The sequence below is a fragment of the Asticcacaulis sp. P4_H10 genome (assembly GCF_056400965.1).
On the sequence record NZ_JBFUKH010000007.1, the window covers coordinates 265,614 to 278,317 of the forward strand.

Genomic DNA, 12,704 nt, shown 5'->3' on the forward strand with positions numbered 1-12,704 from the left:
GCATTTCCTGCCAATAAGTATATTATGAAGAACGACGCTCACTATAGGTGACGGATGGCTCTCCGGCCTTGCAATATATACGGCCCATTATTGCTGATGATATTGGCCATGCAGTGAAAAACCGTCAAGCAGTATTCAGGGAGTAATCAGAGATAACTACCAAGGCAGTTCCACATGTTGGAATGTGCTTTAATTCGTATCTATAGATGAAACACTGCCAAGATCAGACCTGACTTATTTTCGCACACGCACGGTCCAGATCATCAGCAGGGCGCACACGGACAGGCCCGCGATCGGCGGCAGGACCATCAGGGCCTTCAGGCCGCCAAGCGTTTCCGCCGTCTGGGCGACATTGGGCCGGTACCCCGATACACTCAACCCCCAACCGAACAAGGCTGCGCCGATGCCGACAGACACTTTCGATATCATGCCCGCCACACCGAAGATAAAACCGTCGGCGCGCACGTGTGTCGCCTGCTCGCCATAATCGACCGTGTCGGGCAGCAGCGACCAGAAGGCAAAGAACAACCCCAGAAACCCGCTGTGCACCCAGACCAGCAGCGCCATTGTCCAGCCGGTCCCGACGGCAGGCAAGATGGCCAGCGTCAGGAGACCTGACAGGCCGACACAACTGGCGGCAATCCATACGCCGCGCCGCCCCAGACGCCGGGCCAACAAGGTCCAGAACGGAATGACGACCAGCCCGGCAGCACCCGTCGCGGCCAGGCACAGGGCGCCCGCCGCCTCATCGTGGAGCTGGTATTTGAAATAGTAGAGCACCGATTTGGTCAGGGCCGTGCCCGACACGGCAAAGGCGATAGCGCCGAGGTTCAGCCCCCAGAAGGCGCGATTGCGCATCAGGCTCCAGATCAGGGCCTTCAGCTTTGGCGGCGGCGCGGTCGCGGCATCTGTCTCCGGTTCGCGTGTTACGGCAAAGACAAGCGGAAAGAGGGTTGTTGCCACGACCGAAAAGGCTACGGCCAGCAGGAAGTAACCCCTGCCTTCGCCGCCCGCAAACGGTATGGCCAGCGACACCAGGGCGGCCGCCAGCGCGCCGAAGAACATGCGAAAGCCGGACAACTGCGCGCGCCGGTCGGGATCGGCTGTCAACCGCCCGGTCAGGGCCGCATAGGGGATATTGACCAGGGCATAGACGGTACGGAAGATCAGGTGGCTGACCAGCATGAAGATGGCCAGGGCGTAGTCTTCCAGCGGCGGCCGGTAATAGAGCAGGCAGAAGCTCAGGCCCAGCAACGGCCCGCCCATCAGGATATAGGGCCGGTAGGCGCCGAACCGCGTGCGGGTACGGTCCGCTGCCATGCCGATCAGGGGATCAATCACACCGTCCCACACCGACGCGATCAAATAGATCAGGCCGGCCGTGGCGGGCGACAGCCCCACCACCTCAGTATAGTAGAACAGCAGGAACAGGCTGACGCTTTGCCAGTAGAGGTTACAGGCAAAATCTCCCAGGCCGTAGACGGCCGCGCCCCTCAGTCCAATACTAGCCGGTTTCGCCTCAGCCATTCAGGGTGAAGGTCGCAGGCGTGCCACCCACAGCCGACGGCGCAAGCCAGACCAGGAAGGCGCCGGCTTCGGCCTCGGTCTTCAGGTCGGCCTGGACGAAGGCGAGATCGGCGCGTTTCAGGGTGAATTCGACCGTCTTGCGTTCACCGGGTTTCAGCGTCACCCGCTTGAAGCTCTTGAGAAGGCGCACCGGCTGGACCAGGCTCGCCACCTTGTCGTGAACGTAGAGCTGCACGACCTCGTCGGCCGCGCGGGCGCCGGTATTAGCGACCTCGGCACTGACGGTGAGCGACCCATTCCAGTCGAGCGTCGCCGCACTGACCGCCGTCGCGCCATATTCAATTTTCGAATAGGTCAGGCCGTGGCCGAATGGATAAAGCGCTTCGTTGGTGACTTCGCGGTAGCGGGTCTTGTACTCCGCCACCTTGGGGTCGAGTTGCGGCCGTCCGCTGGTGCGGTGATTGTAGTAGTAGGGCTGCTGGCCCGATGCCTGCGGGAAGCTGACCGGCAGACGACCCGACGGCGCGTAGTCGCCGAACAGGATATCGGCGATGGCGTTGCCGGTTTCCGAACCGAGGAACCAGGTGGCCAGGATCGCATCCGCATCGCGCGCCGCACCGGTCAGCGCCAACGCGCGGCCGTGACGCAGCAGGATGACAGTGGGCTTTCCGGCTGCCTTGACGGCTTCGATCAGCGCCAGTTGCGCCGCCGGCAGCGAGATATCGGTGCGCGCCTGCGCTTCGCCTGACATGTTCTCTGCCTCACCGACCGCGAAGATAACGACGTCGGCGGCGCGAGCGGCGGCGACCGCGTCATCGATCCCGCCCGGCACATCCGCATCAAAGTCGCAGCCCTTGACGACGGTGACATTCTTGGTGACAGCGCGCAGGCCTTCTTCGATGGTCACGCCCTTGGCACGATCGGGGAAGACCGACCAGGGTCCCGGCAGGTTATGGCGGTCGGCGCCCAGTGGCCCGATCAGCGCAATCTTGCGGCTCGTCTTCGCCAACGGCAGCAGATTGCCTTCGTTCTTCAGCAGGACGATAGACCGGCGGCCGGCTTCGCGTGCCAGGGCGACAACCTCCTTCGAACGCACATCGGCCTTTTCGCGCTTGGCGTCCATCGAACGGTAGGGGTTTTCAAACAAGCCCAGCGCCTTCTTGACGCGCAGCGTGCGGCGCACGGCTTCGTCAAGCACGGCCATCGGCACTTCGCCGTCCGCGACCAGCGACGGCAGGTGCTTCATGTACAGGCCCGACTGCATCGACATGTCGCAACCGGCCATGATGGCCTTCTTGGTGGCGTCACGACCATCGGCAGCATAGCCGTGCAGGATAAGCTCCTCTTCGGAAGTGTAGTCCGACACGACCAGACCGGGGAAACCCCATTCGTTGCGCAGGATTTCGGTCAGCAGGTGACGGTTGGCCGTTGCCGGCACGCCCGCCACATCGTTGAAACTAGACATGACGCTGAGGCAACCGGCATCGAGACCTGCTTTGAACGGCGGCAGGTGGATTTCGCGCAGCGTCGTTTCGGGGATATCAACCGTGGCATATTCCAGACCGCCCTGAACCGCGCCATAGGCGGCGAAGTGTTTCATGGTGGCCAGCATGGTGCGGCCGTCTTTCAGGTCATCGCCCTGGAAACCACGCACGCGGGCGGTCGCCAAAATATTGCCAAGATAGGTGTCCTCACCGGCGCCTTCGACAACGCGGCCCCAGCGCTGGTCGCGCGCGATATCGACCATGGGCGCGAAGGTCCAGTGCAGGCCGACGGCGGTCGATTCGATCGCCGCGGCGCGCGCTGTGCGGTAGGCCAGATCGGCATCGAACGCCGACGCTTCGCCCAGCGGCACCGGGAAGATCGTACGCAGGCCGTGAATGATATCGGCGGCAAAGATCAGCGGTATCTTGTGCGGTGATTCCTCGACCGCCACCTTTTGAAGTTCACGCGCGCCGGCAACGCCGATGCCGTTGAACAGGCCGGTGATCTCGCCCTTGCGGATGCGGCCCTTGACCTCGTCCTTGGTCTGGGCGATCGCCGCTGGATTGACATTGCCGAAGTCGGGGCGCGTCAGGTCTGCATAGAGGCTGAGCTGGCCGGCCTTTTCTTCGACCGACATCGAAGCGATAAGCTTTTCAATAAAGGGATCAGGCGCGGCGGTGATCCTGGCAAAAGCAGGTGCGACAATCGGCAGGAAGGCGGCCGTGGCGACGGCACCCTTGAGGAAAAACCGGCGGGAGGGCGTAAAAGCGGTCATGGTTTGATCCTGTTCTGCTTTCGGGAAATTTTCAATGTCATCTTACCGTCTCCAGCGAGACGACGGCGCGGGGTGCACGGATAAGGACTTCGTTGCGGGCGTCGGGTTTGACAGTCTTGCCATCAACGCGGACCGCAACCCGCCCAAAAGGCGTCAAGTCGAGCGCGAAACCATCCGGCGGAGCGGTCTTGGAGGTAAGCGTCACTTCTACGGCGGAACCGTTGCGCCGGGCGGCGAGGGACAACGGGCCATAGGGCGTCTGCAGCGCTTCGAGTTTGGCGCCTTCACCGTCTGCCCACTTCGGATCGAAGCCCGACAGCAGGACCATCTGCTCTGCTTCGGGTCGTTCATAGGCGAAGAGATCAAGCGCGACGCGCAGATAGTCCGACTCGACCCAGCCATGCGGCAGGTCGCCGATAAACAGCGGCTGACGGTAAGGAACAGTGATGACCTCGGCCCACTGGAACCATTCTCTCGGCGACTGATCGGCAAAGAACATGTCGAGCGCCTGGCGTGCCCGTTCCGGCTGTTTCAGGCGCAGAAATGCGCCGACATTGCGCAGTTCGTAGGGGGTGTAAACATTGGGCGTGTCATGGCGCGGCGTCAGGATTTTAGACCAGTAGCGTTCAAAGGTCTGGCGCTTGAGGGCCTCAGGGATATCGGCCTCGTGGGCGCCGGCGGTCAGGCCCATTGTGGTCGAGGTCGGGTCAAAATCGCCGCGATCGGCCGCGCCGGCAACCACGTCCTGACTGTAGTGCGCGGCAGTCGCGGTGATAGACGCAGATAGATCGCGGGCAAAGGCCTCGCCCTGCCCGGCTACCCTATGCGCGTCATCACCGCGACCCAAGGCCCTGGCGGTCAGGACGGCGCCGCGATAGCCTTTCAACGCCCAGAAATTATCCCAGTAGGCATATGCCGCCTTATCCGAATAGCCCTCATGGCTGATTGACGGCGGCAGCAGGCCCTTGAAGCGCCGCTCGGTTTGCGGCGTCAGGTTCTGTTGGCGCAAGCCTTCCTGATAGGCGATGGCACCCGATACCTGCGGCCAGTACGGCGCGATCTCGGCGGGCGACACACCATAGCGGATCAGTTCGCCCGCCAGCCAGGCCAGTTCGCCATGACTGTCATTTTCCGGCGTCGGGTCGGCGCCGCGCGCATCGACGCAGCACGGTACCTTGCCATTGTCGAAGCTCATCGGCGCATAGGCCTTGAAAAAGCGCAGGGCTTCCTGGGTCAGCCCCATGCGCAGCAGGCCTTCGGACATCATGGCGCCATCGCGGATCCACGACCGGTCATAGGAGCGCGCACCGGGTTTCAGCCAGTCGCCATCCATCAGCATAAGTTGATAGCCGAGCGCCAGCTTCAGACTGTCCGCGATCGGCGGCGCGCCCTTGGGCAAGCTAAGATGGGTTTGACCCAAGCGTTGCTGCCAGTCGGCGCGCATGGCCTTGGCCTGCTGGTCAGCCCAAGCGACCGGATCGCCGGAAACCTGCGGTGGAGGAGACGCATCACCCAACGGAAAAGCCAGGACGATGCTGCGTGTGTCGCCGGCCTTCAACACCAAACCATAGCCGATAACAGCTGACGCCATACCGTCGGCATCGCTCACCTTTGCCCCTTGCGGTCCCGTCAGGAAGCCGGAAGTCATTACTTGCGACGGCGTTGTCAGCAGCCATAGCGGCTGGTCGTCGATGCGCAGAACCTGAGTGTCGTAAAAGAGGTCACGAATGGGCGCAAAGCCGCCCGGCCGCGTCAGGAACTGCGCAGGCGGATTGACCTGCATGGGCTGCAAATGCAGATCAAGCTGAACGCTTGTGTCGACCTCTGACCGCAGATCATAGCGCACCAATCCAAGCGGCGATTTGCCGTCACCATAGGCCAGGGGCGCGATCGTCATCCTTACGGGCCCCGCCTGCCATTCCACCGATGGCAGGGGCAAACGCTCAGCATCGGCGATGGGCGTCACCCTGGCCTGCGCCCAGGTGTAGCGCTGACCATCAACAGTCAGGACCGGCGCCAAGGACGGGCGTTCCGGCCCCAGTTCGACCGCGCCGTCCTCAGACAGAAGCGCCGCGCGCGAACCACCATGAGCAACGCCCACGACCGTCCAATAGCTCTGTTCCGAGAAGCCGCGCGGATAATCACCGCGCGGCGCCGCCTTGGCCAGTTCAGTTAGCAGGGCGTTCGGCTTTACGCCCATCTCCAGCGGCAGCATGGCGGCCTCATTCAGCCGGCCCGATCCACTGATTTTGACGAAGCGCGCATCGACCTCGCCCAGCGTCACATAGTCGGTGCCGCCATCGCTGCCGGTGACGGTGCGAAGATTGCGGAACGTCTTGCCGTCATCGGACACGGCGATGTCGTAGCGTGCAGGAACCTGCCCCCACTCGAGCCTTAGGCCACCAAAAGGCCGCACCCGCGACAGGTCAATCGTCACCGCTTTCGCAGACGCGCCGGTTGCAGCATTGCCGTCGACGACCGCAGCAATATCCGCTTTCAAAGCGGCTTCGACTTTTGGCTCAGGCGTCTCGGTGCGCCAGGTCACCGGCCCGACTTCGAGCCAGCCCGACGCCGCGCCCTTGGCGGTCTTGACGACAACCACCTCAATGCGCTTGCCGCCCTTGAAGGTCTTGTCGGGCGTTGGTCCCCAGGCGAAATCGATATGGCGCGGACGAATGCGCAAAACAGTGCCGTCCTTCGACGGTACAAAGCCCGGCCGCGTCATCCACCAGACATTGTCGCCCGAGGCATCGGTGAACTTGATCTGCAGATCGTTGCCCGCGCCCTCACCTCGCACCGGGATCTCGATGACGAAATTTTCCGGCGCAGCAAAGTCAAGCGGATGGATCATGAAGGCATAGCCGGCGCCGGCAAAGCCATAGTCGAGCCGCGCCGTGTCCGTACCCGTCGCCTTCGACATTACGCCTTCGGAAGCGCCGGCCGTCCAGGCGCCCGGCGCAAACAGCGGCGCGTCGGCTGCCACAGCAGATCCGCAGCACACCATCAGCACAGCAAGAGCGACGGCAGTGCGCATCACAGCGCCTCGAAACCGGCCAGCTTCAGGCCGCGTTGCAGCGGAGCGCAGCCCTTCATCAGTCGCCACAGCAGCCCCGAGCGCAGGTTTTCGATGCTGCACAAAATGGGCCCTTGGTCGATACCGATATAATCGTTCGACACCCAGCCGGCGCGCTTGGTCTGATGGCCCTCACGCGACGGATAGTCGGTCACGAAGGTCGGGTTGAAGCTGTCGTGGAAGCCGTATGTGTCGTAGATGTCAGAGCCATAGCGCGTCTTCATCGCCTTGGCCGCGGCCAGCGATTCCACCGGCGTGAACATGATCGACCCCAGTGCCGCCGTCGGCGCAATCGTGCCGTCGTCGAACGGATGATCGCCGCCCGGGCCTCGCGCCGAATAACTGCGGAACTGACGCTCAACACCATCGATCGTCAGCTTGACGTCGGCCGGACCGTCGCAGGCCGTAAAGCCCCAGATGTCGACGCCATAGTCCTTGAACCCCATCGGGTTAGTGATGGCGTAGTTGCGCTGGGACAGGGTGGCGCGGCGCGAGTTCTCGAAATAGTCGAAACCCTTGGCGCGCATATAGGCGTCGGCAATGCCGCGATAGTCGATCCAGATGTGATTGTACTGATGACCGAACAGGGCGTGGAAACCCAGATGCTCATAGCCATTGATGACACCGTAGGTCTCGTCATAGGTCGAACACCAGACCTCATAGGCCTTGGGATCGATCGGATGGGTCGGCGATCCCATAGCCAGCAGATAGACCATCATGCCTTCGTAATAGCCCTGCCACTCGGCCTTGATGAAGCCGGTTTCGGGGTGCCAGCCCATGGTCTGGCGGCCCGATGGACGTTGCATGAAGGTCCAGTCGACACGTTCATAAAGGGCATGGGCCAGGCGGCGAATTTCGTTTTCCGCCGCATCTTCGCGATCGAAATATTGCGCAGCACAGAGCGCACCCATCAGCAGCAGGGCCGTATCGACGGAGGACAGTTCGCATTGCTTATAGCGCGTGCCGTCGTCGAAATTGAGGAAATGGTAGAAGTAGCCCTTGTGACCGGCTGTGCCGGACGCCCCCTCGCCCTGCGGCAGATTATAAAGGAAACGCAATGTATTGCATGTGCGCTCAGCTGCCTGGACGCGGCTGATGTAACCCGCTTCGGCGCCGATGACATAAGCGTTGAAAGCAAAGCCGATGGCGGCCACTGACGAGAAGGTGCGCGTCGGCCAGCGGTCTGGCGTCAGGCCCGTGCGGTGATCGGTGACCTCCCAGAAAAAGCGGAAGACGCGTTTATGCAGGTCCGCCAGCAACGGGTCGGAAAACTCAGCTTGGGCCTTCTGGCCTGGCAGATGCGCGCAGCCCCCCAGCGCGAGCAGACCCAGGCTCAAGGCCCGACGGGTCGGTTGGTACAAAGACATGGCAGCGGACTCTCTTGGTTTTTACCCTGAGAAAAGGACCGGAGGCTCCGGGAAAAGCCTCCGGCCATCAGGGAGTAGTGGCCTCTCACCGCGGGGAAGACAGGAACGGCGGAGGCAGATGTCCGGCGCGCGCTTTAGGGAGACGGACGCGCCGGGCATTGAAGAAGCGATATGCCAAAAAGTGTGCAGCGGTTTTCGGCAAATATCGCGAAAGCAAAATCCAGCGATAGTAGGCGCTATCGCTGGGATATCGGCCGCGTCCCGCTTCCGGGAAGAGCGCAACGCAGCCGATTATGGACTTACCACTTATAGGTCAGGCCGACCTGGAAGGATCGCGAGGGTCCGACCTGGACGTTGTTGTCCGGCTCCAGGCTTGCGCCCGAGCCGCCGTTGAAGCCGCCGGTCCAGCCGGAATAGGCGCGGTTGACCGTGTCAAACAGGTTGTAGATCTGCCCATCGACCGTAACCATCTGACCGTTCGGCAGGGTGAAGTCCTTCGAGAGGCGCAGGTCGACCTGTGAGAAGCCCTTCTTCGGCCAATAATAGCCATCGATGATGCGCAGGGCCGGGCCAGTATTATCGATTGACTGGAACGGCGCACCCGAAGCCAGGGTAACGATGGTTGATACACGCGTGTCCCATGGTCCGGAGACGATGCCCGAACCGACAAAGCGCCACTTATCGACGCCTTCCGCATGGTGCATGCCGCTGTCGACCGGATTGGCGTAGTCGAAGATGAACTGGTCGTTGTGGCCATTCATTTCTGCGTCGGCGAGCGTCAAGGTGGCCGTGAAGCCGTACTTCGATTCCGCTGTCCATGGCTTGTCGGCATTGAGGTACAAGGCGGTGTAGGTGGCTTCGCGATCATTGGTCGAAATGATCAGGTTGCCATAACCCGGCAGGCCGTTACCCCAGGGCTGGCAGGCATATTGTGGGCCATGGACGCACCACGATCCGTCGGGCAAGCGGTTGCCCAGCACCCAGTTGAACAGGTTGGCGTATTTGATGTGGGACAGGGTCGCCGAGGTATTGATCGCGCCTATGCGCTTGCGCACGCCGACATTGAACTGATCCGAATAGGGGACCTTGACGTCGTTGTTGAGCGCGAAGACTTCGCCTTTGATGTTGAGCGACTTGGCCAGTGCGACCAGGGCTTCCGGGTTACCGAAATAGCTGCCGTTCCAGTCCGCCGTGGTCGGATCCGCATCCGTGTTACCGCCGGCGCGGAAATTGATCTGGGCAACGTGGATCTGGGCCCGGCGCATTTCCGTCTGGGCGCTGTCGTAGATGGTCCGGTCGTAATAGCGCCCATAACCGCCGAAGAAGACAAGGTCGCGGTCGCCATTGACGTCATACGAGAATCCGACCCGCGGCGCGATGCCACCCATGAAGGCTTCGCGATTGCTGCCGGTCGAAATGTAATCATCCGGGTTGAAGGCGACATTGAAGCCCGCCGTCGAACGCATAAGGGCCGCGACGTCCGCCGGCGTGACGAAGTCGTTATTGAGCATGTTCGACTCGTAATCCCAGCGCACGCCGAGATTGACGGTCCAGTGCTCATCGATCGTCCAGTCGTCCTGAATGTAGACGCCGAACTGCGAATTGTTCGATGTAATGCGCGGATTACCATCGGCGATCCTGACGGCATAGGGCACATTGTTCGACGCGCCGTAAACGTAGGACGAGGCATTATAGTAATATTCGGGGTTGGCAGCGCGGTCGTTTTCTTCGGCCGTGTACTTGTAGTTGGCCAGCTTGAAGCCACCCTTGATGACGTGGTTGCCGTGCCATTCCGTGCCAACCAGCGTGATATCGTTGCGCAGAGTCAGGCTTTCCTGACCCTTGACCTGTGAATAGGACGCACCGCCGAAGGTCGCCCACACTGTATTGAGGTCGTTGGTTCCGCCAGTAATGGTGATGGCCGGCGAGGTCGACAGTGACGACTGGCGCCACTGGGCGTCCTCATAGCTGAGCTGCATGTCATTCAGCAGGTTGCCGGCGCGATGACGCCACTTGATGCCGGCACCCTTGATTTCCTGGTCGAAGGTCGAACCGCGCTCATAAGCCGCTGTACCGCCGAAGTTGCGCAGGTCGTCTTCCTTGCGCAGCTTGTAGGTTACGTCGACCGTATTGTCGTCATCGGCGAACCAAGTCAGCTTGCCGAAGTACATGTCCTGCTTGAAATCCTTGGCAAAGTCGCCGTTGTAGGCGCTCGCAAGCGCCTGGGTCAGGGTCGGGTTGGCGGTGTTGAACGCGCTGTTGTTCTGCATGTTGACCGCATCAGTCGGACGCTTGTCCTTACGGCCTTCATAAGCGGCATAAAAGTGCAGCTTGTTCTTGATAATCGGGCCACCGATATCGAGACCGTATTCGGTGTTCTCGTACTCCGGCTTATCGCCGGTCACATAGTAGGGCTGACCGATCATGTCCTTGGTCTGCAACGTGCCGAAGACCGTTCCGTGGAACTCAGTGCCGCCCGTCTTGGTAATTGCAGTGATGATGGCGGAGCCGGCCTGCTCATATTCCGCCTTGAAGTTCTGGGTGGAGACCTTGAACTCCTGCACAGAGAGCTGCGGGAACGGATTGCCGCGCGACGCGTCCTGACCGGAAACACCGCCTTGCAGGACTTGGTTCTTCTGACTCATGCCGTCGATAAAGACGTTGACCTGATTGGCATTGACGGCGCCTGCCTGGAAGGTCTTGCGTTCCGGGTCGGTCGAAACCGACACGCCCGGGGCAAGGGCTGCGAAGTTCAGGAAGTTGCGGCCGTTCTGCGGCAGGGTTTCGATCTGCTGACGCGACACCGAGGTCGAGATTTCCGAGCTGCGCGGGCTGTTGCGGCGGCCGCGGACGGTGACGACACCGTTTTGCGTGTCGCTGGAGGCAGTATCAGCCTGCGCATTCAGCTCGATCGTCTGACCGACCGGCAGCACAGCCGTATCGGTGCGGATCGTGCCATCTGGCGCCTTGAATGTAACGGAGTAGTTGCTGGGACGCAGGCCGACAATGACGTAGCGGCCATTGGCGCCGGCCGTTGCCGACGAGGACGCGCCGGTATTGGTGTCGGTGGCGGTAATAACCGTGCCGGCGGCAGCGCTACCCGTCAGGGTGGCGTCAGACTCGGCGGCTATGACGGGCGATGCCATGACCAGGGCGGTGACGAGCGCCAGTCCCGATGCGCCAAAGCGCAGGCCTGAATTGCGTTTCATCTGCATATTCCTTCCAATCTTCCTCTGAACGTTTCTTGTTGTGTGCTTACGCTTAAGGTTACTTTTGGCGGCGGCTGGATGCCCGCACCACCAGTTCTGGCCGTACCGTCTGGCTTGCGACAGGCGGGAACCCTTCCGCATCGCCGCGTTCGATCAGGACGGACAAAAGCTCGAGACTGCGCTGGCCGATTTCGAAAACACCGGCGCGCAGGGTTGAAATCGGCGGCGAGGCGTAACGCGTCACCGGAATGTCATCGAAACCGACCACGGCCACGTCGTCGGGCACTGACAGGCCGGCTTCACGCAGGGCCAGAGACGCGCCCAGCGCCATCATGTCGTTGGCGGCGAACAGACCGTCAGGACGCTGCGCCAGAGTCATCAGGGTGCGGACGGCCTCATAGCCGGTCGTCTCCATAAAATCGCCGGGCAGGACGATCGGTTCCTGTGTGCCGCCATCTTCCCTGAGCCCGTCCAGGTAGCCGCGCAGACGGTCCTGGGCCTCAAGGTTGCTGTCAGGACCGGCAATGTGAGCGATGCGCTGGCAGCCCTCTGCGCGCAGGTGGCGGACAGCATCGAGCGCCCCGGCGTGATTGTCGACCACCAGGCTGGGCAGGGCAGCCTGACCGGCGGAACCGCCCATCATGACCAGCGGCAGGTTGACCGGCAGCTTGCCCGCCAGGTCGCCGGCATTGGCGTAGGGCGCCATGACCAGCAGGCCATCGACACGACCAGCCATCGACCGTACGGCGGTCACCGCTTCGTTGAGATCACCATGGGAGCCGGATACCAGGATGTGCAGACCGCGAGACCGCGCGCCAACGTCGATGCCGCGGATGATTTCGGAGAAAAACTCGCCGTAGATGTCGGGCAGGATGACGCCGATCGTATTGGTGCGGCTCATGGCCAGGGCGCGGGCGGCGCCATGCGGCACGTATTTCAACCGGCCGGCTGCGGCCAGGACACGCTCTCGAATCTCTTCGGTGACGTTGTCGAGGCCATTGATGGCGCGGGACGCCGAAGCGATCGAGACGCCAGCTGCCTTGGCCACGTCATTGAGCGTTACACCTGCCGCCATACCAGATCCACCAACCCTGCCATTCTGTAAGCGCTTACATGCACCTTGGGCTGCGTCTGTAAGCGCTTACATTAACCGAGTCAACACGCTCTGTAAGCGCTTACATCCAAGTGCAGCTTATGGGTCACAGGATGCAGTGCAGCAGATACCGTTAACAGCTACCGGTGAAAATGGATGAAGCCATTTGCGCACA

The 12,704-nt window shown here is 61.7% G+C and carries 6 protein-coding genes; all 6 read right to left on the bottom strand.

Annotated elements, in window-relative coordinates; genetic code table 11:
• Positions 1–234: 234 nt before the first annotated feature.
• Positions 235–1,527, bottom strand: a complete 1,293-nt coding sequence (locus tag AC1DON_RS14405) for an MFS transporter (protein ID WP_476935505.1) — start codon at positions 1,525–1,527, stop codon at positions 235–237.
• Positions 1,520–3,787, bottom strand: a complete 2,268-nt coding sequence (locus AC1DON_RS14410) for a glycoside hydrolase family 3 N-terminal domain-containing protein (RefSeq protein WP_476935506.1) — start codon at positions 3,785–3,787, stop codon at positions 1,520–1,522. The genes AC1DON_RS14405 and AC1DON_RS14410 overlap by 8 nt, the downstream gene beginning before the upstream one ends.
• Positions 3,788–3,824: 37 nt before the next feature.
• The gene (locus AC1DON_RS14415) at positions 3,825–6,821 is read right to left on the bottom strand and encodes a discoidin domain-containing protein (protein ID WP_476935507.1); all 2,997 of its coding nucleotides are present in this window, start codon (positions 6,819–6,821) and stop codon (positions 3,825–3,827) included.
• Positions 6,821–8,227 (bottom strand): glucoamylase family protein, encoded by a 1,407-nt coding sequence (locus AC1DON_RS14420; protein WP_476935508.1) that lies wholly within the window; start codon positions 8,225–8,227, stop codon positions 6,821–6,823. Before AC1DON_RS14420 ends, AC1DON_RS14415 begins: the two co-directional genes overlap by 1 nt.
• 299 nt (positions 8,228–8,526) lie before the next feature.
• Complete coding sequence (locus tag AC1DON_RS14425) at positions 8,527–11,436, bottom strand: TonB-dependent receptor (protein WP_476935509.1); 2,910 nt, start codon at positions 11,434–11,436, stop codon at positions 8,527–8,529.
• Between the two features lie 58 nt (positions 11,437–11,494).
• Positions 11,495–12,511: a LacI family DNA-binding transcriptional regulator gene (locus AC1DON_RS14430; protein ID WP_476935510.1), complete on the bottom strand. Its 1,017-nt coding sequence runs from the start codon at positions 12,509–12,511 to the stop codon at positions 11,495–11,497.
• Positions 12,512–12,704 lie beyond the last annotated feature (193 nt).